This window comes from Yoonia sp. (assembly GCF_046292185.1).
Lineage (GTDB): Bacteria > Pseudomonadota > Alphaproteobacteria > Rhodobacterales > Rhodobacteraceae > Yoonia.
In genome coordinates this window covers 15,998-38,063 of the sequence record NZ_JBKBQY010000024.1, presented here as the reverse complement: position 1 = coordinate 38,063, position 22,066 = coordinate 15,998, and the positions used below count along the sequence as shown (strand labels likewise).

Here is a 22,066-nt window from a genome sequence, read left to right as displayed (position 1 = left end):
GCGCCCCAAAGGAGAATCCCATGAAATTTCGTTTCCCCATCTTTATCATTGATGAGGATTTCCGGTCGGAGAATACATCCGGCCTTGGCATCCGGGCCATGGCCGATGCGATCGAGAAAGAGGGATTCGAGGTGGTGGGCGTCACCAGCTATGGTGATCTGTCGCAATTCGCGCAGCAGCAATCGCGCGCCAGTGCCTTTGTTCTGTCGATTGATGATGAGGAATTCAGCCCCGGACCGGACCTTGACCCTGCCGTGCTGAACCTGCGCCATTTCATTCAGGAAGTGCGCCGCAAAAACGAAGATGTGCCGATTTACCTGCATGGTGAAACCAAGACCAGCCGCCATCTGCCCAATGATATCCTGCGCGAATTGCACGGTTTTATCCATATGTTCGAGGATACGCCGGAATTCGTGGCGCGGCATATCGTGCATGAGGCGAAGAAATATCTGGAAGGTATCCAGCCGCCGTTTTTCAAGGCGCTGCTGGATTATGCCGAGGACGGGTCATATTCTTGGCATTGCCCAGGGCATTCCGGTGGTGTGGCTTTCCTCAAGAGCCCGATTGGCCAGATGTATCACCAGTTTTACGGTGAAAACATGCTGCGCGCGGATGTGTGCAATTCGGTCGAGGAATTGGGGCAATTGCTGGACCACAATGGCGCGATTGGTGCGTCGGAACGCAATGCGGCGCGGATTTTCAACGCGGATCATTGTTTCTTTGTGACCAACGGCACATCGACCAGCAACAAGATGGTATGGCACCATACCGTGGCCCCCGGTGATGTTGTTGTCGTGGACCGCAACTGCCATAAATCAATCCTGCACAGCATCATTATGACGGGCGCGATCCCGGTGTTCCTGAAGCCGACGCGCAATCATTACGGCATTATCGGCCCGATCCAACAAAGCGAATTCTCGCCCGAGGCGATCAAGGAAAAGATCCGCGCCAATCCGCTGCTGGCGCATGTCGATGCCGATACGGTCAAGCCGCGGGTGATGACGCTGACCCAGTCAACCTATGACGGGGTGCTGTACAACACCGAAACAATCAAGGGCCTGCTGGACGGCTATGTCGAAAACCTGCATTTCGACGAGGCCTGGTTGCCGCATGCGGCATTTCATAGCTTTTACAGCGATTTCCATTCCATGGGCCGCAAGCGCGAACGCCCACGCCATGCGGTGACTTATGCGACCCAGTCGATCCACAAATTGCTGGCGGGGATTTCGCAGGCGAGTCATGTGCTGGTGCAGGATTCACAAGATACCAAGCTGGACCGGCATTTGTTCAACGAAGCCTATCTGATGCACACCAGCACCAGCCCGCAATACAGCATCATCGCGAGCTGCGATGTGGCGGCGGCGATGATGGAACCGCCGGGTGGTGTGGCGCTGGTGGAAGAAAGCATCATGGAAGCGCTCGATTTCCGCCGGGCGATGCGCAAGGTTGATGCCGAATTCGGCGAGGATGAATGGTGGTTCGAGGTTTGGGGGCCGGATGCTTTGGTTGAAGAAGGTATCGGCGATCCGAAAGACTGGGTGCTGAAGAAAACCGATGCGGATGGTGTGCAGGCCTCGGACGGGACAGATTCGTGGCATGGGTTCGGCGATATGGCGCGCGGGTTCAACATGCTGGACCCGATCAAGACCACCATTGTCACGCCCGGTCTGAACCTTGATGGCCGGTTCGAGGAAATGGGGATACCCGCATCCATCGTGACCAAATATCTGGTGGAAAACGGGGTCGTGGTGGAAAAGACCGGGCTTTACAGTTTTTTCATCATGTTCACGATTGGGATCACCAAAGGGCGCTGGAATTCGCTGTTGGCGGCGCTGCAGCAGTTCAAGGATGATTACGGGCGCAACCAGCCTTTGTGGCGGGTGATGCCGGAATTCATCGCCAAACATCCGCATTACGAAGAGATGGGGTTGCGCGATCTTTGCCAGCATGTGCATCAGCTATATGCGAAATATGATGTCGCGATCCTGTCGACCGAGATGTATCTGAGCGATCTGCAACCGGCGATGAAGCCGAACGATGCCTTTGCCCATATCGCGCGGCGCACCACGGAGCGGGTCGAGATTGATGATCTGGTCGGGCGGATCACGACGGCGCTGGTGACGCCCTATCCGCCGGGTATTCCGCTGTTGATCCCGGGTGAGGTGTTCAATGCCAAGATCGTGGAATATCTGAAATTCAACCGCGAATTTGAACGGCTTTGCCCGGGGTTCGAGAATGATATTCACGGGCTGGTGGTGGAAAAAGGTGCCGATGGGGTGAAACGCTATTACGCGGATTGCGTCGCGGCGTAGGCCGGGCAAGTAAGGTGGACCTTGGCCCACCTTACTTTCTTTATGCGCAGATCGCGGCTTTCAATGCTTCTTCAAAGATTGCCAGACCTTCGTCGATGATCGCATCGGATGCGGTCAGCGGCACCATGATCCGCAGCGCATTGCCATGCATCCCGCATGACAGCAGGATCAGCCCGCGTTGCAGGGCATGGGCCACGACGGCCTTGGTCAGCGCCGCATCGGGTTTGTTGCTGGCCAGATCGGTGACAAATTCAACTGCCAACATCGCGCCCAAGCCGCGAATGTCGCAGATCCGGTCAGGGGCGACACGCGCGCCGATCTCGGCAAAGCGGGTGTGGAAATGTTCCCCCATCGCGGTCGAGCGGCCGAGCAATCCTTCATCTTCGATTGCCTTGATCGCGGCCAAGGCCGCAGCACAGGCCACAGGGTTACCGCCATAGGTGCCGCCCAGACCGCCGGGGATCATCGCGTCCATGATATCGGCCCGCCCGATCACACCGGCAATCGGATAGCCGCCGGCCATGGATTTCGCCACGGTGATCAGGTCGGGAACAACCCCGGAATGTTCAATCGCGAACCACGTGCCGGTGCGGCCGAAACCGGCCTGAATTTCGTCAGCGATCAGCAGGATACCGTGTTGGTCACAGATGTCGCGCAGGGCGCGCATCATTTCGAACGGAACGGGGGTGTAACCGCCTTCGCCCAGCACAGGTTCGATGATGATCGCCGCGATCCGGTCCGGCTGCGCATCGGTCAGGAACAGGTTCTGCAGCCCGGTCAGCGCATCCTGCACCGTGATTCCGTCACGGACAGAGGGAAACGGCGCGCGGAAGATGTCAGAGGGGAAGGGACCCACGTCCTTTTTATATGGGCTGATCTTGCCGGTCATCCCAAGCGTCAGCAAGGTCCGCCCGTGATACCCACCTGTAAAGGCGATGATACCGGGACGGCCCGTCGCGGCGCGCGCGATCTTCACCGCGTTTTCCACCGCCTCGGCCCCCGTCGTCACCAGCAGCGTCTTTTTCGGCTGATCGCCGGGGGCCAGCGCGTTCAGCTTTTCAGCGAGCGCGATATAAGGCTCGTATGGCACGACCTGAAAACTGGTGTGTGTATAGTGATCTTCCTGCGCCTTGGCCGCGGCCACCACCGCCGGATGGCGATGGCCGGTGTTCAGCACGGCGATGCCACCGGCAAAGTCGATATAGCGGTTGCCTTCGACGTCCCATAATTCCGCATTCTCAGCGTGATGCGCATATATCGGCGCGGCAGAGGCGACGCCGCGTGGCACCGCCGCCTCTCGCCTTGCGATCAGACCGGCGTTGGTTTGCGCCGCGACGGGGGTGGGCAGGGGCTTGTTCACGGCGTGATCCTTTATTGGCTTTCCTGCCGTGATCCTAATCTGATCCGGGCCATGCCTGTCAATCTATCCCAGAACCTGCGCTATCGCATCCTTGGTCACGCTGACGATCTCATCCGCCTGCGCGCGGGTCAGCGGGAAGGGCGGGGCAAAGCCGATGATATCGCCCTGCGGCATGGCCCGCGCAATCACGCCACGGTCGAGCATCGCGGCGACAACGCGCGGCGCAACCTTGTCTGCCGCGTCAAAGAACACGCGGTCATCGCGGTCCTTGACCAGTTCGACCGCGCACCACATGCCTTCGCCGCGCACATCGCCGACATGGGTGTGATCGCTCACAGCAGCGGCCATTGTCTGATTCAGATAGGCACCGACGCTGCCTGCATTGGCGATCAGGTTCTGATCATCCAGCAATTTCAGGTTCGCCACCCCCGCCGCCGCACAGATCGGATGCGCCGAATAAGTCCAGCCATGGCCGAAGGGGCCGAATTCATCGGTGCCTTTTTCAAGCACTTCCCACATCTTGTCAGACACGATTGACCCAGACAAAGGCGCATAGGCCGATGTCAGCCCCTTGGCGATGGTGATCAGATCGGGTTTCAGCCCGTAGTGATCCGACCCCATCATCGTCCCCAGGCGTCCAAAGCCGGTCACCACCTCGTCCGCGATCAGCAGGATGTCGTATTTGGTCAGCACCTTCTGAATCGCCTCCCAATACCCCGCAGGGGGTGGCACGATCCCGCCGGTGCCCAGCATCGGTTCGCCGATAAAGGCGGCGATGGTGTCGGCCCCTTCGCGCAGGATCAGCTCTTCCAGCTTTTGCGCACAATCGGCGGAAAAGGCGGCCTCGTCCATGTCCCGATCCGCGCGGCGATAGAAATACGGCGCTTCGGTATGCAGGACCTGCGTCAGCGGCAGGTCGAATTTCTTGTGGAACAGTTCCAACCCGGTCAGCGACCCGGTGACAAGGCCCGAACCATGATAACCGCGCCAGCGCGAGATGATCTTTTTCTTCTGCGGCCGGCCCAGCACGTTGTTGTAATACCAGACCAGTTTGACATTCGTCTCATTCGCATCCGACCCGCTGAGGCCGTAATAGACGTGGTTCATCCCTTCAGGCGCGCGTTCGGCGATCATCCGTGACAGGGTGATCGACGCCTCGGTCCCATGGCCGACATAGGCGTGATAATAAGCCAGCTCTTTTGCCTGTTTGGCAATCGCCTCGGCGATTTCGGGATGGCCGTAGCCCACATTGACGCAATAAAGCCCCGCAAAAGCGTCGAGAGATGTGCGCCCTTCGCGGTCGGTGATATGCACGCCTGATGCGGATTGGATGATCCGGTTGCCGATGTCGCGCCGGGCGAACTGACCCAGATGGGTCGAGGGATGGAAAAAGTGATCATGGTCCCATTGGCTCAATTGATCATTGGCAAGCTGGTCGGTCATCGCGTTCTCCTTGACGTTCCGGTGCAGTCTAGGAGGTTGGCCGCGAAGTCTCTACCCCTGTGCACGGTGGATTTTGCCCGAAAACGACATGAATTGCCGCAGTTGGCGTCTTGCCCCTTACCGCGAAACAGCCCAGCCTTGCCCGGAACATTCTGATCAAAGGCCGCCTGATGACTACATTCGAAGCCAACTTTCCCACCAGCGAATATCTGCGCCGGATCACCAAGACGCGCGCCGAGATGGCCTTGCGTGGACTTGACGCGATCTTTGTCAGCGACCCGTCGAATATATCCTGGCTGACGGGCTATGACGGGTGGTCGTTTTATGTGTTTCAGGGGGCGATCCTCACGCATGACGGCGACCCGATCTGGTGGGGCCGTGCGATGGATACTTTGGGCGCCCGCCGCACGGTGTTCATGAAAAGCGACGACAATATCCGCGGCTATGACGATACCTTCGTGCAGAACCCGGAAAAGCACCCGATGCAGGAACTGGCAAAGCTGTTGACCGAACTTGGATTGGGTCAGGCCCGGATCGGGGTGGAAATGGACAATTATTATTATTCCGCCGCCGCCCATGCGGCCTTGCTTGCGGGCATGCCGCAGGCAAGAATTACCGATTGCACCGGGTTGGTGAACTGGCAGCGCGCCGTGAAATCGGATCGCGAGATTGACTATATGCGCCGTGCCGCCCGAATCGTGGAAACCATGCATGCGCGCATCGTAGAATTGGCCGAACCCGGCCTGCGCAAGAATGACCTGATCGCCGATATCTATGCCACGGGCATCAGGGGCGCGGATGGCCATTGGGGCGATTATCCGGCGATCGTGCCGATGGCCCCGTCCGGTATGGATGCCACCGCCCCGCATCTGACATGGGACGACCGCCCGATGAAGACCGGAGAGGCCACGTTTTTCGAGATTGCGGGCGCGCACAGGCGTTATCAATGCCCGCAATCGCGCACCTTGTTTCTGGGCAAGGTGCCTGACAAATACCGCGATGCCGAAGCCGCCGTGCTGGACGCGGTCGAGGCGGGACTGGAACAGGCCAGACCCGGCAATCAGGCGCAGGATATCGCCAATGCCTTCAACGCGACCTTGAACAAGGCGGGCTATATCAAGGACAGCCGCTGTGGCTATGCCATCGGGATCAGCTATCCACCCGATTGGGGCGAACGGACGATATCATTCCGCAAGGGCGATATGACAGTGCTGGAGCCGGGCATGACGTTTCATTTCATGCCCGCGCTCTGGCTGGATGACGGCGGGCTCGAAATTACAGAGCCGATCCTGATCACCGACACGGGCTATGAATGTTTCTGCACGACCCCCCGCGCGCTGGTGGTGAAAGCATGAGCATCACAGGCACGATGCCGTTGGATGCGCAGGGCGTGCATCATGGTTTCTTCAAACTGCCCTATAGCCGCGATGACAGTGCATGGGGGTCGGTGATGATCCCCGTCACTGTCATCGCGAACGGGGACGGGCCGACCGCGCTCTTGACCGGGGCCAATCACGGTGACGAATACGAAGGCCCGGTCGCGTTGCAGGAACTTGCCGTGACCCTGCGGGCAGAAGAAATCACAGGCCGCGTCATCATCCTGCCGATGATGAACCTGCCCGCCTTTGCCGAAGGCAGCCGCTGTTCGCCCATCGATGGCGCGAATATGAACCGCAGCTTTCCGGGGCGCGCAGATGGCACCGTGACGCAGAAAATCTGCCATTACATCGCAGCAGAACTCGTGCCTTTGGCCGATATCGTGCTGGATTTCCATTCCGGCGGGCGCACGCTGGATTTCCTGCCCTTTGCCGCCGCACATATCCTTGACGACAAGGCGCAAGAAGCCGCCTGCATCGCCGCGATGCAGGCCTTCAACGCGCCCTATTCGGTCCGGATGCTGGAAATCGACGCAGCCGGCATGTTTGATACCGAGGTGGAAAATCAGGGCAAGACCTTTGTCACAACCGAACTGGGCGGCGCGGGAACCGCCACGGCGCGCAGCGTCGGAATTGCGCGCAAAGGCATCCGCAATCTGCTGATCCATGCGGGAATACTGGCGGGTGATGTGCAGAAAGAACCGACCATCCAGCTTGATATGCCCGACGACAGGTGTTTCGTGTTTTCACAGCATGCCGGGCTGATCGATTATCTGGTCGATCTTGGCGATATGGTCAAAGCTGGCCAGGCCATCGCCCGCATCTGGCCCGCAGACAGGACCGGCGTGCCCGCCATCACCTACCACGCCCTGCGCGATGGCATCCTGACGGCGCGGCATGTGCCAGGGCTGGTCAAGATCGGTGACTTTGTTGCGCTGGTGGCCGAGGTCATCAGCGAAACGCCCGCCAGTAAATGAAACGGCCCCCCTGACCGAAATCAGGGAGGCCGCCACTTTTCACCATGCTACTGGTTGAAAACTCATCAACATTTTACTGGTTGGACACCTTTTCTCGTTCACTGGTTAACAAACCGTAAACTTACATAGCAGGTGTCAGTACCGCATCGATGACATGGATCACGCCATTGGACTGCACGACGTCAGCGATGGTGACGGTCGCAACTGTGCCGTTCTCGTCGGTCAACTGGATCATGTCGTCGGTCATGGTGGCCTGCAACACGCAGCCGCCCAGTGTTTCCACCGGATAAGTGCCATCGGCATCCATAATCATGCCGGCAATCGCATCGGACATCACGCTGGCACCGACCACGTGGCAGGTCAGGATTGTCGTCAACTGGTCAACGTTTTCGGGCAGCAACAGCGATTCAACGGTGCCTTCGGGCAGCGCGGCGAACGCGTCATTGACCGGGGCGAAAACGGTGAACGGGCCTTCGGACTGCAGCGTTTCGACCAGACCGGCAGCCTGCACAGCGGCGACCAGCGTGGTGTGATCGGCAGAATTCACGGCGTTTTCTACGATGTTCCGTTCGACCAGCATCGGCGCGCCGCCAACCATCGGGTTTTCTGCGAAAGCAGTGGAAGCAGCGACAGAAAGCGTCAAAGCGGCGATTGTGGATTTCAACATAGTCATGGGATGGTTCCTTGTCTGGTGAACCGGGTCTCTACCCGGCGATACAAAGAACCACGCTGCCCCTGCGGAATTAGTTTCAGCGAAAGCGATGTTTATCAAAAATTAAGAAAAAATCGTATCATGCGGATGTGATCAACCTCACAGGCGGCGCGGTCACAGAACCTTCCCCGCGGGGAAGGTATCTTCATGTTGCAGGAAATACTCTTGCGCGGCGCGCTTCATGTTGCGCAGCCACGCGAAAGGCGTCAAATCGAAACGACAGCACCCACCGCCAGCACGTCGCCGGTTGGCACACCGATGGGCGAACCGCCCAATGGTTCGTCACTGATCGCCAATGTCCCACCGGAAATCGCAGGGGCAAGCGTGTCGGGCAGCATGATTTCGGTTTGTGCATCATCAGGCAGCACGCCCAGCGACACCGGCGTATCCGCGCCTTCGGCGATCAGCCATAATTCCAGCACGCGCCCTTCGGCGGCGGCACCGGCCTGTCGGTCGATCCGCAACAATCCGGTTTCCGGCGCATAACTGGCCAGAACGACAAGGCTGGCATCTTCGGCGGCGATCTGGGCTGTCAGGCTCGGGGTGAAGGGAGCCGGGGCATCGTCCTGCGGCAGCATCACCAGCACGACAACGGCCAGCGCTGCGGCAAAACCGGACCCGACCAGCACGCGCCACAAAGACCAAGATTGTTTCGGTGCCGACGGGAACAGAACCGCCTCGACCCGGGCCTTGACGGATGCGGGCGGGGTTTGCGGGGCAAAGTCGTCGGCCAGCGGGATCAACTGCGCGTTCCATTCCGTGACCAAGGCGCGCAAGGCCGGTTCTGCGTCCAGCCGCGCCTCGAACGCACGACGTTCGGCTGCATCCATCAGATGCAGCGCATATTCACCGGCAAGGGTGATATCGTCGTTATGATCGTCGGCGGCTGTCATCAGCTCAGGCAATCTTTCAGTTTGATCAGGCTGCGGCGCAACCATGTTCGCATCGTGTTCAGCGGCACCTCGAAGCGCGTCGCCAGTTCGTCGTAACTATAGCCGTCAAGGTAAGCACCCCGCACGGCATCGGCCCGGTCAGCAGGCAATTCACCCAAGCATCCATCAAGCCGTGATCTTTCGGATGCAGCCACCGCCGCCGCCTCTGGCGTGGGGCCTGGATCCTTCAGGTCATGCACCTCATCGATATCGACATTCCCGCCCTTGCGGGCGCGCAGTCTGTCGATGGCGAGATTGCGAGTCAGCGTAATTAACCAGGTCATGGGGCTGTAACCGTTGACGGCATAATTGCCGGCTTTTTGCCAGATCCTGACAAATGCATCCTGCAGCGCGTCTTCGGCTTCGGCCCTATCATTCAAGATACGCAGGCACACGCCAAATAGTTTCGCCGAGGTCGCGTCATAAAGTGCGGAAAAGGCGGCCCTGTCGCCCAGCCCAACCCGCAGGATCATGTTTTCAACGTCTTCACGGGTTGTCATACAGAGGTTTTGTCATCACTGCACCTGTTTGGCAAACGGAATGTGGCACTGCGACATGGCGTCGCTGTGGTATGATGTTGTGCAAACGGCGCACATCACGCATGGATAGCCTATGACGCAGATCGAAATCACAGCAGATTGGGAATATATCGCCGACCGCGTCATGGGCGGTGTCTCTGCAGGGCAGATGACGCAGGAAATGGTGCAGGGCCGCATGGCGACGCGTTTGTGCGGCGATGTATCGCTGGAAAACAACGGCGGCTTTGTGCAGATCGCCAGTGATCTGCCGGATATCGATGCAAGCGGCTGGGACGGGATCATGCTGGATCTCTGCGGCAACGGTGAAAGCTATGACATCAGGCTGCGCACCGATCAGTTGACACGGCCATGGCAATCATTTCGTGCGGATTTCACCGCGCGGCCCGACTGGCAAAGCCTGACATTCCCCTTTGCGGATTTCACGCCCCAAAAGCACGACATCCCCTTTGACCCGGCCGCCCTGCGGCGGGTGGGTATTCTGGCGATTGGCCGGGCCTTTGTGGCAGATGTGGCGGTTGCGGGCCTGCGGCTTTACCGCGACTGACATGTATCGCATATGGATGTTCAGGTTTCTTGTTTACCTGCTTGCCGTCGCAAATCCGGCCCACCTCGATTGCCGCGCTGCAACCGCTCCTTGATCGCTGTTTATCTGCATCGCGCCTTGCAAACGATCTGCTTTGCGACGGAAGATGCGCGCGAAGGAGGGGCTGCTTTTGCCGATAGGCGCAGCTTGGCATTTAAGAATGCCCGGACGTTTTCATGCTGTTTTTGGGGACCTTGTTCGCGCCAACCGAAGACCGCGATGTTGCGGGGTAGGGATTCAACCATAAAACCGGTGATATGGTGACGATCTCGAATCCTGCCTTAGGGGCGTTGGTCGATACGGTGCGCTATGCCCCCGATTGTGCGCTATGGACATTCGGCGCGGGGGCCTTGATGAAAACCTTGCGGCTCGTGGCCTGCTTTGAAGGGGGAATCGCCATGTTCATTGACACGCATCTGCATCTGATCGCGCGCGACCGGATATCCTACCCTTGGCTGCAGAATGTCCCCGCGCTGGATCGCGACTGGACGTTTGAGGCCTATGAAACGGTCGCCCGCCGGATCGGGATCACCGGCGCGCTGCATATGGAATGCGATTGCGCGGCGCAAGACATCGCGGCTGAGAACCGTTTTGTCGCGCAAATGATGATGCGCGACGATAGTCTGCTGATCGGGGGCATCTCTGCCGCCCGGCCAGAGGATGAAGGGTTCGCGCCTTTTCTTGACCGCTGTGATGCCGCGCAGATCAAAGGGTTCCGCCGGGTGTTGCATGTCATGCCGGATGATCTGTCGCGCGATGATGCATTCCGCGCCAATATCCGCCTGATCGGGGGCAGGGGGCTGCCCTTCGATATCTGCGTCGCCGCGCGCCAGTTGGATATCGCGGCGGAACTGGTTGATGCCTGCGACAACACGACGTTTGTGCTGGATCATTGCGGCGTGCCGGATATCGCGGGCGGCGGTTATGCGGATTGGTCTAGCAGAATTGCGGATCTGGCCCGGCGTCCGCATGTGAATGCGAAAATTTCCGGGGTCAGCGCCTATGCCGGACCGGACTGGACCCTTGATCACCTGCGCCCTTATGTCGAACATATCATCGACAGTTTCGGCTGGGACCGGGTTGTCTGGGGCTCTGACAGCCCGGTCTGCACGTTGCATGCATCCCTGGAACAATGGATGGCCGCGACACAGGCGCTGATCGCCGGTGCCTCGGTCACGGAACGGGGCAAGCTGGCCGCGGGGAACGCCCGCCGGATCTGGGATCTGGCGCGGGACTAGCCGCGCCCGGCGACCTTTGCCTGATAGCTTTCCAGAGTTGCGAGCAGATGCGTCCCTGTCGGCACATCGGCACGGGCACAATGCTCCGCCCAGACGGCCGCAAAGGGCAGGTCGCGCGCTTCTTCGCTCAGTACCAGCCGTCCGGTGAAATCGAGCATTTCCTCCATCGCCTTTAACTGCGTCTGCGGCAGCAAAAACGCGCGCAGCAGCGCCTTTTGCATATTACGCACGCCGATCACCCAGGCGGCGGTCCGGCTGATCGTCGCATCAAAGAAATCCAGCCCGATCCGCGTGCGTGGCAGAAGGTCGGCAAAGACCAGTTCCTGCGCCATCGCCAACAGATCGTCGTTCAGCAGGATCACATGGTCGCTGTCCCAGCGCACCGGGCGCGAGACATGCAGCAGGATATCCTCGACCGACAGGGCGACGGATGACAGTTTGTCGGCCACGCTTTCGGTCGGGTGGAAATGGCCCATATCCAGACACAGCGCCGTGCCCTTGCGGATCGCATAGCCGAGATAGAATTCATGGCTGCCGACGGTCATGGATTCCACGCCGATGCCGAAGAGTTTGGATTCCACGGCGTCGATCAGTTCACTTTTCGGCAGCTTGTCGGCCATTATCGCATCGAGCGATGCTTCCAGCCTGCGGCGTGCGGCCATCCGGTCGACTGGCGTATCCTTGGACCCGTCCGGCACCCAGATGTTATTCACTGCGGCAGAGCCAAGTTCCCGGCCCATCGTTGCTGCAATCTCGCGGCAGCGTTTGCCATGTTCGATCCAGAAATCGCGTACACCAGCATCGGGGTGCGACAGGGTCAGATTGTCGTCGGCCTTTGCATGGGCGAAAAAGGTCGGGTTGAAATCCAGCCCCAACCCGTTGTCTTTGGCCCAGTCAACCCAAGGCGTGAAATGGTGGTATGCGATCGCATCGCGGTCGGGGTTTTCATCACTGTCGAGATAGCAGGCATGCAGGTTCAACCGGTGTTTGCCGGGGATCTGCGCAAAGGCGAAATCCAGATCGGCGCGCAATTCATCAGGATTGCGCGCGCGGCCCGGATGATTGCCTGTGGCCTGAATGCCGCCGCCCGATGTGCCGGTTTTCGTTTCAAACCCCGCCACATCATCGCCCTGCCAGCAATGGACAGAGATCGGCACGGTGGTGAGCGCGGCCAAGGCCGCCTCGGTATCCACGCCCCAATCGGCAAATTGCGCGCGGGCGGAATCATAGCTGTTGGTCATCATCGTCCCCTTAGCGCGTGAACGCTTCTTTATTGCCGGCATCGACGTTCAGGATATTGCCGGTCGATTTGGCCGACAGGTCTGAGGCGAGGAAATAGACGCCTTCGGCGATATCTTCTGGCAGGACCGACCGTTTCAGCAAGGATCGTTGGCGATACATTTCCTCCAGCCCGTCCTTGTCTGTCTGATAAGTGCTGGCGCGCTGGTCGAGCCATTCGCCGGACCAGATTTTCGACCCGCGCAGCACAGCGTCGGGGTTGACGGTATTGACGCGGATACCGGCATCGGCACCTTCCAGCGCCAGACAGCGCGCAAGGTGGATTTCTGCGGCCTTGGCGGTGCAATAGGCGCTGGCGTTGGGGCTGGCGGCCAGCCCGTTCTTGGACGCGACAAAGACCACTGATCCGCCGATCCCTTGCGTGCGCAGCAGTTTGAACGCCTCGCGGCTGACAAGGAAATAGCCGGTGGACAGGATATCCATGTTCTTGTTCCACAGCGCGAGGCTGGTTTCCTCGACCGGCGCGGATGACGCAATACCGGCGTTGGAGACAAGGATATCCACCCCGCCGAATTCCAGCGCCGCTTTTGTATAGGCGGCAATCACCTGTGTTTCATCTGTCACATCCATCGCCACGGCGCGCACGACATCGCCGCCAAAGGCTTTGGCCATGCCTGCAGCGACATCATCGACCGCCGCGCCGTCAATATCGGCGAGCATGACGCAGGCACCTTCGCGCAGCAGCCGTTCGGCGGTGGCCGATCCGATGCCGCCCGCGCCGCCGGTGACCAGTGCGATCCGGCCAGCCAGTGATTTCGGCTTGGGCATGCGTTGCAGTTTCGCCTCTTCCAGCAGCCAGTATTCGATGTCAAAGGCTTCCTGTTCGGGCAGGCCCTGATAGGTGGACACGGCAGAGGCGCCGCGCATCACGTTGATCGCATTGACGTAGAATTCACCAGAAATCCGCGCTGTCGCCTTGTCCAGCGCAAAGGTGATCATGCCGACACCGGGGATCAGATAAACAACTGCATTTGGGTCGCGCAGGGCGGGGCTGTCGTTGTGTTTGCAGCGGTCGTAATAGGCGGCGTAATCGGCGCGGTATTGTTCAATCGCCGGTGCGAGGCTGTCCCGCGTTGCGGCAATGTCGGGCTTGGCAGGATCAAAATCCACGACCAGCGGGCGGATTTTGGTGCGCAGGAAATGGTCCGGGCAGGAGGTGCCCATCGGGGCCAGTTCGTCCAGCATCTGCGAGCTGACGAATTCCAGCACTGCCGCACTGTCATCAAAATGCCCGACCTTGTGACGATCGCCCGAGATCAGGCCACGGATCACCGGCATCAGTTCTGCCGCGATGGCGCGGCGATCTTCGGCGGGCAGGTCGGTATGTTTCGCGCCGCCAAAGGCGGGCTTGCCTGCGGAATTTTCGGCCAGCCAATCGGCGGCCTTGTTGATGATTTCCAGCGTGGTGAGGTAACATTCCTTGGCATCATCCGCCCAGGTGAACAGGCCGTGGCTTTCCAGCACGGCACCGCGCATCTGCGGATTTTCAGTGGCGAGCTTTTCCAGCCACAGCCCCAGTTCATAGCCGGGCTTTTTCCAGGGCAGCCAGCCAATGTCATTGCCGAACACTTCCTGTGTCAGTTCGCGTGAATTGACCGAGGCGGCGATGGCGATGATCGCATCGGAATGGACGTGATCGACATGTTTGCGTGGGACATAGGCATGCAAGGGCGTGTCGATGCTGGCCGCGCGCGGGTTCAGGTTGAAGGTGCAATGCGGCAGATACCCGACCATTTCATCCTCATGGTCCAGACCGCGATACATGCCTTTCAGCGCGTGCAGTTTATCCATGTAAAGCGTTGAAAACCCATCCATCTTGATGGAGCCAATATCGCCGCCGGAGCCTTTGACCCACAACACCTCGACCATGTCGCCGGTCAGGGGATCGCGTTCCATCACCTTGGCGCTGGTATTGCCGCCGCCGTAATTCGTCACCCGCTTGTCAGAACCGAGCAGGTTCGAGCGATAAAGCAGTTTTTCCGACTCGCTCATGCCAGCCGCCTGCGCGTCATCCCACAGGTTTTTCAAATGGTTGTCGGGTGCTGTCATGGTATCCTCCTCTGACGGTTGAATGGAAATTGCGCTGGTTTGCTCGTGAAAGTCAATCAATAACGATCATGTTCAATCATGCTGCACTGCAGAAATGCAAATTATGACTGAAAATGATTGACAATGACTGTTTTGAGTGGAAACTGAACGGCAGGGGAGAATGCGATGCACGAAAGCGAACGCCACAGGATCATCTTGTCATCCATCGAAGGTAGGCCCGTCGTGACGGTTGCTGATCTGGTGACACTGACCGGGGCGAGCGAGGCCACCATTCGCCGCGATATCGCCGCACTTCATCTGCAAAAGAAACTGCGCCGGGTGCGCGGTGGGGCGGAATCGGTGTCGCCCACGCAATTCGTCAGCATCAACGCCCGCCCGTTCAGCTTGAATGAAACCATCCGTCTGGCGGAAAAGCGCGCGATTGCCCGTGCCGCGGTCGATCTGTGCAAGGATGGCGAGGCGATCATCATCAACGGCGGCACCACGACGTTCCAGATGGTACATCCGCTGACGGCGCGCCGTTTGCAGGTCTTTACCAACAGCTTTCCCATCGCGGAACATCTGCTGAAACATTCCCGCAATACGGTGTTGCTGCCTGCCGGTGCGATTTACCGCGAACAGAACATCATCCTGTCGCCTTTTGATGAGGACGGCAGCCGCAATTTCTATGCCAGCCGCATGTTCATGGGCTGTCGCGGGCTTGGCGCGCTGGGGCTGATGGAAGGCGATCCGATGCTGGTGCAGGCCGAACAAAAGCTGATCAATCAAGCCGATGAACTTGTGGTTCTGGCCGATAGTACGAAATTTTCCGCCCGTTCCAGCCTGCTGCTCTGCGCGCTGTCGCGAATCCATACAGTCATCACGGACGAGGGGATCACCGACCGCGATGCCGCCATGCTGGACGCGGCGGATATTAAGCTGATCGTGGCGCGCACAGGCGCCGCTGACAGAACGGAGGACCGGGCAGGCGACGCCTGACGGTTATTTTTGAAAGGGAGGACGAAACAATGTCAATTATGAAGAAAACGCTGGCCACGGCTGCCATGGCATCGCTGATGCTGGCGCAACCTGCGGCGGCCGAAAACGTGCGGATCGCACTGGTGGTCAAGGCGCTGGGGATCGGCTTTTTCGAAGCCGCCAATGAAGGTGCCGAAGAAGCTGCAGCCGAGCTGGGTGATGTCGAAATCATCTACACCGGCCCGACCAGCACCACCGCCGAGGGCCAGATTGAGGTGATCAACGCCCTGATTGCGCAAGGCGTCGACGCCATCGCGATTTCGGCCAATGACCCTGACGCCGTGGCCCCCGCGCTGCGCCGTGCGATGGACCGTGGCATCACGGTGATTTCCTGGGACAGCGGTGTCGCCCCTGAAGGGCGTCAGATGCATCTAAACCCGTCATCGCCCGAACTGATCGGCAATACGATCATCCGTCTGGCCGCCGATCACCTGCCTGACGGTGGTGATGTGGCGATCCTGTCGGCGACATCGACATCGACGAACCAGAACATCTGGATCGAGGAAGCGACGAAAGTGCTGCCTGACTACGAAGGCATCAACCTTGTTGCGACGGTGTATGGGGACGACCTCGCTGATAAATCCTATCGCGAAGCCCAGGGCCTGATGTCCACCTATCCTGATCTGCGTGCCATCATCGCGCCAACAACTGTGGGCATTCTGGCCGCATCGCAGGCTGTGGCTGATGCGGGCAAGATCGGTGAAGTGAATGTCACCGGTCTGGGTCTGCCATCGGAAATGGCGGGCGCGGTTGAATCCGGTGCCACGCTGAGCTTTGCGATCTGGAATCCGATTGATCTGGGTTATGCCGCCACGATGATCTCGTACAACCTGCTGAAGGGTGAAGCGACCGCCGAACCCGGTGCGTCCATTTCCATGGGCCGGATCGGTGAGGCTGTGCTGGACGACAACAACGAGGCAGCGATGGCTGACCCGTTCACCTATGACGCGTCGAACATCGACGAATTCAAGTCGATTTTCTAAGCGCTTTCGCCCCGGCAGGGCATGTCCTTGCCGGGGTCAACTTTTCCCAAAGGCCAGTCTGATGGAACCCATCCTGTCGCTTCGCGGCATCTGCAAGTCATTTCCGGGGGTCAAGGCGCTGCAAGACGTGCAGCTTGACCTGTATCCCGGTCAGGTCACCGCACTGATCGGTGAAAACGGCGCGGGCAAATCCACGATCGTCAAGGTGCTGACCGGCATCTACCAACCCGAAGAAGGCACGATCACGATGGATGGTCAGGACCTGCATTTCGCCAATGCGCAAGATGCGTCCAAGGCCGGTGTGACTGCGATCCATCAGGAAACGGTGTTGTTCGACGAATTATCGGTGGCCGAGAATATCTGGCTGGGCCATGCGCCGCGCAACCGGTTCGGGCTGATCGATCACCGCGCGATGCGAAAAGGTGCGCGGGAGCTTTTGGCGGGTATCGGATCGTCAATGGACCCTGATCTGCGTTTGGGCGATCTGGGCATCGCGTCGAAACATCTGGTGGCGATTGCGCGGGCCTTGTCCACTGATGCGCGGGTCGTCGTGCTGGATGAACCGACAGCGGCGCTGAGCCATAAAGAAATCCACGAACTTTACGATCTGGTCGAAACGCTGAAACGCCAGGGCAAAGCGATCCTGTTCATCAGCCACAAGTTTGACGAAATCTTCCGCATCGCCGACCGTTACACCGTGTTCCGTGACGGGCAATTCGTCGGCGCGGGCGCGATGGCAGACATTACTGAAGGTCAGTTGGTGCAGATGATGGTCGGCCGCGCCGTGGATCAGATTTTCCCGACCCGCACCCCACATATCGGCGCGCCGGTGCTGACTGTCGCGGGCTATAACCACCCGACAGAATTTGCCGATATCCGCTTTACCTTGCATCAGGGCGAAATCCTTGGGTTCTACGGCCTTGTCGGCGCTGGCCGGTCCGAGGTGATGCAAGCCCTGTTCGGCATCACCACCCCGTCGAAAGGTGCCGTGCGGATTGACGATCAGGTCCGCGTGATCCGGTCCACCCATGACGCGATTTCCGCCGGCATCGTCTATGTGCCCGAAGATCGCGGGCGGCAGGGGGCGATCCGCGGTTTGCCGATCTTTCAGAACGTTACCCTGCCATCGCTGTCGCGCACCGGGCGGGGTGGGTTCCTGCGGCTCGCCGAGGAATTCAAGCTCGCCCGCGATTATACCCGCAAGCTTGATCTGCGCGCTGCCAGTCTGGATCAGGAACTGGGGCTTTTGTCGGGGGGGAACCAGCAAAAGGTGGTGATCGCCAAATGGCTGGCCACCAAGCCCCGCGTGATCATTCTGGATGAGCCGACCAAGGGCATTGATATCGGGTCCAAGGCGGCGGTGCATGAATTCATGGCCGAACTGGCCGCCGAAGGGTTGGCGGTGATCATGGTAAGTTCCGAAATCCCCGAGGTGCTGGGCATGTCCGACCGTGTGATCGTGATGCGTGAAGGCCGGATCGTGGATGAAGTCACAGGCGATGCGATGACCCCCGAACGGTTGGTCCGCGCCGCCGCAGGGATAGCAGAGGCCGCATGAATATTCTCAAGAACCGCGATGTTTTGCTTGCTTTTGCCATTGTGCTGCTGATCGGCGGGGTGGCGATGCGTTTTCCCGCGTTTGTACGGCCCGGCAATCTGGTCAATGTGTTCAATGACACATCGCCGCTGATCCTGCTGGCGATTGGTCAGATGATCGTGATCCTGACCAAGTGCATCGACCTATCGGTTGCCGCCAATCTCGCACTTTGCGGCATGGCGGCGGCGCTGCTGAACGGAATGGGCCTGCCGCTGCCGCTGATTCTGATCGCCGTGGTGCTGATGGGCGGTGCCCTTGGCGCGGTCAACGGGCTGTTGGTCTGGAAACTGGGCATCCCTTCTATCGTAGTGACCTTGGGCACGATGACGATCTTTCGCGGCTCGATCTTTCTGATGACCGGCGGCGCGTGGGTCAATGCCCATCAGATGAGCGCTGCATTCAAGGCGCTGCCCCGCACGATGCTGCTGGGCCTGCCGGTGATGAGCTGGGTTGCGTTGCTGGCTATCGCTTTGTTCTTTGTCGTCCTGACCCGCACGCCGTTGGGCCGGTCTTTCTATGCTGTCGGCGGTAATCCGCATGCGGCGGTTTATACCGGCATCGATGTCGGGCGGACGCAATGCATTGCGTTCATCATCTCTGGTGCTTTGGCGGGGCTGACGGGCTATCTTTGGGTGGCGCGCTATGCAGTCGCGTTTGTCGATGTAGCCGCCGGGTTTTAACTGCAGGTCGTGGCGGCGTGCGTAATCGGCGGGATCGCCATCGCGGGCGGGGCGGGCAGTGTCATCGGCGCTGTGCTGGGGGCGCTGTTTCTGGGCGTCATCAATAACGCGCTGCCGGTCATTGGCATTTCGCCCTTCTGGCAGATGGCGATTTCCGGCAGCGCCATCGTGATTGCCGTCGCGCTGAACGCCACCCAGAACCGCCCCAAAGGCCGCATCATCCTCAAAGAGGTAGAGCCCACATGACCCACCAAACACACACCGCCCGCGCTATCCCTGACCGGCTGCAATCGCCTGCCGCGCGCGCCTTGCGGTCCTGGGAGTCGATCCTTGTCGCGGTGGCGATTGCGATCTTTGTGACCAATTCCTTTACCTCGCCCTATTTTCTGAATGCCTGGAACCTGTCGGACGCGACTTTCAACTTTACCGAAAAGGCGATGATCGCGCTGGCCATGGCGCTGCTGATCATCTCGGGCGAGATTGATTTGTCCGTCGCGTCGATCATCGCGCTGGCCTCAACCGCGATGGGCGTGGCGATGCAGGCAGGGGCCGGCGTGCCGGTTCTGGTGCTGGTGGGGTTGGGCACCGGGCTGCTTTGCGGGGCGTTCAACGGCATTCTGGTCGCGGGGATGGGGTTGCCATCCATCGTCGTGACCATCGGCACAATGAGCCTGTTTCGCGGCATCGCCTATATCGTGCTGGGGGATCAAGCGTTCACCGGCTATCCGCCGGGCTTTGCCTATTTCGGACAGGGCTATGTCTGGTGGGTGTTCAGTTTCGAGCTGGTTTTGTTCACTGTCCTTGCTGTGATCTATTGGGTGCTGTTACACCGCAGCAGCTTTGGCCGGGCAGTCTATGCGATCGGCAACAACGCCACGGCGGCGCAGTTTTCAGGTATCCGCGTGGCGCGGGTGAAGTTCATTCTGTTCCTGATGACCGGGCTGATGTCCGGCGTTGCCGCTGTTTGTCTCACCTCGCGGCTGGGATCGACGCGGCCATCCATCGCCATGGGGTTCGAGCTGGAGGTGGTGACCATGGTCGTGCTTGGCGGGGTGAATATCCTTGGCGGATCGGGCAGCATTCCGGGCGTCGTGCTGGCGGCGCTGATCATGGGCATGGTCACCTTCGGCTTTGGCCTGCTGAATGTGCCGGGGATCGTGATGAGCATCTTCTTAGGCGTTCTGCTGATCAGTGTCATCGCCCTGCCACGTTTGTTCGGGAAAAGATGAATGGAAAAATACGCATTCAAGATGCAGCTTAACCCGGGGATGGAAGACGAATACAGACGTCGCCATGATGCAATCTGGCCGGAACTGGTCGATCTGTTGCATCAAGCGGGGGTCAGCGATTATTCGATCCATCTGGACCGCGACACCCACACCCTGTTCGGGGTTCTTTGGCGGTGTGATGATCACGGGATGGATGCGCTGCCCGATCATCCGGTGATGCAACGCTGGTGGGCGCATATGGCGGATATCATGCAGACCGGCGCCGGGAACGAACCCGTTGCGACACCGCTTGCGCCCATGTTCCATATGCCATGAAACGGATCGCGGTCATTGATGTCGGCAAGACCAATGCCAAACTGGCACTAGTCGAGGAAGGTTCACTACGCGAGATCAGCGTCGTCACCCGCCCCAACAAGGTGCTGCCCGGCCCCCCCTGGCCGCATTTCGATCTGGACGGGCATTGGGATTTTTTTCTGCGCCATCTGGCGGAATTTCACACGCAATGGGGCGTCGATGCGATTTCGGTAACCACGCATGGTGCGGCGGCGGTGTTGCTGGATCAGGCGGGCAATCTGGCGGCACCGATGCTGGATTATGAACATGACGGCCCCGATGATCTGGCTGCTGCATATGATGCCCTGCGCCCGGATTTTGCGCAGACCGGATCGCCGCGTCTGCCCAGGGGGCTGAACCTTGGCGCGCAACTGCACTGGATGTTTGGGGCAGATCCTGATCTGCGCGACCGCGTGGCCCATGTGCTGACCTACCCGCAATACTGGGGCTGGCGACTCACCGGGCAGATGGCGTGTGATGTCTCGTCTTTGGGCTGCCACACGGATCTTTGGGCGCCTTCGGCGGCGCAGTTTTCGCCGCTGGTGGCGCGATTGGGGCTGACGGGCAAGATGGGCGCACCCCGCAGGCCGGACGGGCAATTGGGCACCCTTTTGCCTGCCGTCACCACCATGACCGGGCTGTCGGTGCAGACCCCTGTCAGCGTGGGAATCCACGATTCCAACGCGTCGCTTTATCCGCATCTGCTGGGGCGGGCAGAGCCTTTCTCGGTCGTCTCAACCGGCACCTGGGTGATCTGCATGGCGATTGGCGGTGATCCGGTCGCCCCCGATCCGATGCGTGACGTGTTGGTCAACGTCAACGCGCGCGGGGATGCGGTGCCATCGGCGCGTTTCATGGGCGGGCGGGAATTCGAGCTGATCAGCCAGGGCGACAACGCCGCGCCCGATGCCGCCGACCGCGATGTCGTGCTGGCGCGGGACCTGATGCTGTTGCCTGCGGTCGAACCCGGCTCTGGCCCATTTCAGGGGCAGGTGGCACGCTGGACCGCTGACCCCGAAACACGGGGGGAGCGGGCGCTTGCGCTGTCATGGTATCTGGCGCTGATGACGCGCAGCTGTCTGGACCTGACCGGCGCGCGTGGGCCGGTGATCGTTGAAGGCCCCTTTGCGCGCAACGGCGACTATCTGGACATGTTGTGCGCCTTGTCGCCCGGCGGGGTCGAGACGGCAGAATCAGCCACAGGCACCTCGGCAGGCGCTGCGCTGTTGTGCCTCGACGCTGCGACGCCGCCCGCGACGAGCGCTGTTCCCGCTCCCCAGAGCCCCCAGGCGCTTGCGGATTATGCCGCAAGGTGGCGACGCCTGACGGTGTAAGCGCATAAGGACTGCGGGCTTCACTTTGCCCGCCGGTGCGCGTAATGTTCACGCGCGGTTTTGCCGGAAAAGC

The 22,066-nt window shown here is 59.8% G+C and carries 18 protein-coding genes and 1 pseudogene; 12 read left to right on the top strand and 7 right to left on the bottom strand.

Features of this window, described 5'->3' with window-relative positions:
* Positions 1–20: 20 nt before the first annotated feature.
* On the top strand, positions 21–2,312 hold the full coding sequence (locus ACK4TM_RS06590; protein WP_409698571.1) for an Orn/Lys/Arg decarboxylase N-terminal domain-containing protein: 2,292 nt from the start codon (positions 21–23) through the stop codon (positions 2,310–2,312).
* Between the two features lie 40 nt (positions 2,313–2,352).
* Here the strand turns inward: ACK4TM_RS06590 and gabT are convergent, their stop codons facing one another.
* On the bottom strand, positions 2,353–3,672 hold the full coding sequence (gene gabT / locus ACK4TM_RS06585; RefSeq protein WP_409698568.1) for a 4-aminobutyrate--2-oxoglutarate transaminase: 1,320 nt from the start codon (positions 3,670–3,672) through the stop codon (positions 2,353–2,355).
* A 63-nt stretch (positions 3,673–3,735) separates the two neighbouring features.
* Positions 3,736–5,115, bottom strand: coding sequence for an aspartate aminotransferase family protein (locus tag ACK4TM_RS06580; protein ID WP_409698565.1), 1,380 nt, complete (start codon positions 5,113–5,115; stop codon positions 3,736–3,738).
* Between the two features lie 170 nt (positions 5,116–5,285).
* Between ACK4TM_RS06580 and ACK4TM_RS06575 the strand changes: the two genes are divergently transcribed.
* Positions 5,286–6,470, top strand: a complete 1,185-nt coding sequence (locus tag ACK4TM_RS06575; protein WP_409698562.1) for a M24 family metallopeptidase — start codon at positions 5,286–5,288, stop codon at positions 6,468–6,470.
* Complete coding sequence (doeB, locus tag ACK4TM_RS06570) at positions 6,428–7,468, top strand: N(2)-acetyl-L-2,4-diaminobutanoate deacetylase DoeB (protein WP_409698559.1); 1,041 nt, start codon at positions 6,428–6,430, stop codon at positions 7,466–7,468. The genes ACK4TM_RS06575 and doeB overlap by 43 nt, the downstream gene beginning before the upstream one ends.
* Positions 7,469–7,589: 121 nt before the next feature.
* On the opposite strand, the gene ACK4TM_RS06565 is transcribed toward doeB, so the two are convergent.
* The 3 genes from ACK4TM_RS06565 to ACK4TM_RS06555 all read right to left on the bottom strand — a co-directional run bounded on the left by ACK4TM_RS06565 (position 7,590) and on the right by ACK4TM_RS06555 (position 9,612).
* On the bottom strand, positions 7,590–8,135 hold the full coding sequence (locus tag ACK4TM_RS06565) for a fasciclin domain-containing protein (protein ID WP_409698575.1): 546 nt from the start codon (positions 8,133–8,135) through the stop codon (positions 7,590–7,592).
* Between the two features lie 251 nt (positions 8,136–8,386).
* Positions 8,387–9,073 carry an anti-sigma factor domain-containing protein gene (locus ACK4TM_RS06560; protein WP_409698556.1) on the bottom strand — a complete coding sequence of 229 codons (687 nt, stop codon included), beginning with the start codon at positions 9,071–9,073 and terminating at the stop codon, positions 8,387–8,389.
* Complete coding sequence (locus ACK4TM_RS06555) at positions 9,073–9,612, bottom strand: sigma-70 family RNA polymerase sigma factor (protein ID WP_409698553.1); 540 nt, start codon at positions 9,610–9,612, stop codon at positions 9,073–9,075. Before ACK4TM_RS06555 ends, ACK4TM_RS06560 begins: the two co-directional genes overlap by 1 nt.
* Before the next feature lie 112 nt (positions 9,613–9,724).
* Here ACK4TM_RS06555 and ACK4TM_RS06550 point away from each other — a divergent pair, with 112 nt between their 5' ends.
* Both ACK4TM_RS06550 and ACK4TM_RS06545 read left to right on the top strand, forming a co-directional pair.
* Positions 9,725–10,195 carry a CIA30 family protein gene (locus tag ACK4TM_RS06550; protein ID WP_409698550.1) on the top strand — a complete coding sequence of 157 codons (471 nt, stop codon included), beginning with the start codon at positions 9,725–9,727 and terminating at the stop codon, positions 10,193–10,195.
* A gap of 296 nt (positions 10,196–10,491) precedes the next feature.
* Positions 10,492–11,472 carry an amidohydrolase family protein gene (locus ACK4TM_RS06545; protein WP_409698547.1) on the top strand — a complete coding sequence of 327 codons (981 nt, stop codon included), beginning with the start codon at positions 10,492–10,494 and terminating at the stop codon, positions 11,470–11,472.
* On the opposite strand, the gene ACK4TM_RS06540 is transcribed toward ACK4TM_RS06545, so the two are convergent.
* Together ACK4TM_RS06540 and ACK4TM_RS06535 are read right to left on the bottom strand one after the other, a co-directional pair.
* Positions 11,469–12,713, bottom strand: a complete 1,245-nt coding sequence (locus ACK4TM_RS06540; protein ID WP_409698543.1) for an L-rhamnose isomerase — start codon at positions 12,711–12,713, stop codon at positions 11,469–11,471. The genes ACK4TM_RS06545 and ACK4TM_RS06540 overlap by 4 nt on opposite strands.
* Before the next feature lie 10 nt (positions 12,714–12,723).
* A complete protein-coding gene (locus ACK4TM_RS06535; RefSeq protein WP_409698540.1) occupies positions 12,724–14,820 on the bottom strand; it encodes a bifunctional rhamnulose-1-phosphate aldolase/short-chain dehydrogenase in 2,097 nt (698 codons plus the stop codon).
* 165 nt (positions 14,821–14,985) lie between these two features.
* Between ACK4TM_RS06535 and ACK4TM_RS06530 the strand changes: the two genes are divergently transcribed.
* The 7 genes and pseudogenes from ACK4TM_RS06530 (at position 14,986) to ACK4TM_RS06500 (ending at position 21,993) form a co-directional block, all read left to right on the top strand.
* Complete coding sequence (locus ACK4TM_RS06530; protein WP_409698537.1) at positions 14,986–15,798, top strand: DeoR/GlpR family DNA-binding transcription regulator; 813 nt, start codon at positions 14,986–14,988, stop codon at positions 15,796–15,798.
* Between the two features lie 29 nt (positions 15,799–15,827).
* Complete coding sequence (rhaS, locus tag ACK4TM_RS06525; RefSeq protein ID WP_409698534.1) at positions 15,828–16,820, top strand: rhamnose ABC transporter substrate-binding protein; 993 nt, start codon at positions 15,828–15,830, stop codon at positions 16,818–16,820.
* Positions 16,821–16,881: 61 nt separating this feature from the next.
* Positions 16,882–18,378: a sugar ABC transporter ATP-binding protein gene (locus ACK4TM_RS06520; RefSeq protein ID WP_409698531.1), complete on the top strand. Its 1,497-nt coding sequence runs from the start codon at positions 16,882–16,884 to the stop codon at positions 18,376–18,378.
* A pseudogene (locus ACK4TM_RS06515) lies at positions 18,375–19,343 on the top strand (ABC transporter permease). Before ACK4TM_RS06520 ends, ACK4TM_RS06515 begins: the two are co-directional and overlap by 4 nt.
* Positions 19,340–20,326 carry an ABC transporter permease gene (locus ACK4TM_RS06510; RefSeq protein ID WP_409698528.1) on the top strand — a complete coding sequence of 329 codons (987 nt, stop codon included), beginning with the start codon at positions 19,340–19,342 and terminating at the stop codon, positions 20,324–20,326. The pseudogene ACK4TM_RS06515 and the gene ACK4TM_RS06510 overlap by 4 nt, the downstream one beginning before the upstream one ends.
* Complete coding sequence (locus tag ACK4TM_RS06505; protein ID WP_409698525.1) at positions 20,327–20,641, top strand: L-rhamnose mutarotase; 315 nt, start codon at positions 20,327–20,329, stop codon at positions 20,639–20,641. It begins immediately after the preceding gene.
* Positions 20,638–21,993, top strand: coding sequence for an FGGY-family carbohydrate kinase (locus ACK4TM_RS06500; RefSeq protein ID WP_409698522.1), 1,356 nt, complete (start codon positions 20,638–20,640; stop codon positions 21,991–21,993). The genes ACK4TM_RS06505 and ACK4TM_RS06500 overlap by 4 nt, the downstream gene beginning before the upstream one ends.
* Positions 21,994–22,066: the final 73 nt, after the last annotated feature.

What these genes read in the sequence shown, in the direction of transcription:
- doeB (WP_409698559.1), top strand. Translation starts at nt 6,428, where the DNA reads ATGTTTCTGCACGACCCCCCGCGCGCTGGTGGTGAAAGCATGAGCATC.
- ACK4TM_RS06555 (WP_409698553.1), bottom strand. Translation starts at nt 9,612, where the DNA reads ATGACAACCCGTGAAGACGTTGAAAACATGATCCTGCGGGTTGGGCTG.
- ACK4TM_RS06550 (WP_409698550.1), top strand. Translation starts at nt 9,725, where the DNA reads ATGACGCAGATCGAAATCACAGCAGATTGGGAATATATCGCCGACCGC.
- ACK4TM_RS06560 (WP_409698556.1), bottom strand. Translation starts at nt 9,073, where the DNA reads ATGACAGCCGCCGACGATCATAACGACGATATCACCCTTGCCGGTGAA.
- ACK4TM_RS06510 (WP_409698528.1), top strand. Translation starts at nt 19,340, where the DNA reads ATGACCCACCAAACACACACCGCCCGCGCTATCCCTGACCGGCTGCAA.
- ACK4TM_RS06530 (WP_409698537.1), top strand. Translation starts at nt 14,986, where the DNA reads ATGCACGAAAGCGAACGCCACAGGATCATCTTGTCATCCATCGAAGGT.
- ACK4TM_RS06535 (WP_409698540.1), bottom strand. Translation starts at nt 14,820, where the DNA reads ATGACAGCACCCGACAACCATTTGAAAAACCTGTGGGATGACGCGCAG.
- ACK4TM_RS06590 (WP_409698571.1), top strand. Translation starts at nt 21, where the DNA reads ATGAAATTTCGTTTCCCCATCTTTATCATTGATGAGGATTTCCGGTCG.
- ACK4TM_RS06575 (WP_409698562.1), top strand. Translation starts at nt 5,286, where the DNA reads ATGACTACATTCGAAGCCAACTTTCCCACCAGCGAATATCTGCGCCGG.
- ACK4TM_RS06565 (WP_409698575.1), bottom strand. Translation starts at nt 8,135, where the DNA reads ATGTTGAAATCCACAATCGCCGCTTTGACGCTTTCTGTCGCTGCTTCC.
- ACK4TM_RS06540 (WP_409698543.1), bottom strand. Translation starts at nt 12,713, where the DNA reads ATGACCAACAGCTATGATTCCGCCCGCGCGCAATTTGCCGATTGGGGC.
- ACK4TM_RS06580 (WP_409698565.1), bottom strand. Translation starts at nt 5,115, where the DNA reads ATGACCGACCAGCTTGCCAATGATCAATTGAGCCAATGGGACCATGAT.
- ACK4TM_RS06505 (WP_409698525.1), top strand. Translation starts at nt 20,327, where the DNA reads ATGGAAAAATACGCATTCAAGATGCAGCTTAACCCGGGGATGGAAGAC.
- ACK4TM_RS06545 (WP_409698547.1), top strand. Translation starts at nt 10,492, where the DNA reads ATGGTGACGATCTCGAATCCTGCCTTAGGGGCGTTGGTCGATACGGTG.
- rhaS (WP_409698534.1), top strand. Translation starts at nt 15,828, where the DNA reads ATGTCAATTATGAAGAAAACGCTGGCCACGGCTGCCATGGCATCGCTG.
- ACK4TM_RS06500 (WP_409698522.1), top strand. Translation starts at nt 20,638, where the DNA reads ATGAAACGGATCGCGGTCATTGATGTCGGCAAGACCAATGCCAAACTG.
- ACK4TM_RS06520 (WP_409698531.1), top strand. Translation starts at nt 16,882, where the DNA reads ATGGAACCCATCCTGTCGCTTCGCGGCATCTGCAAGTCATTTCCGGGG.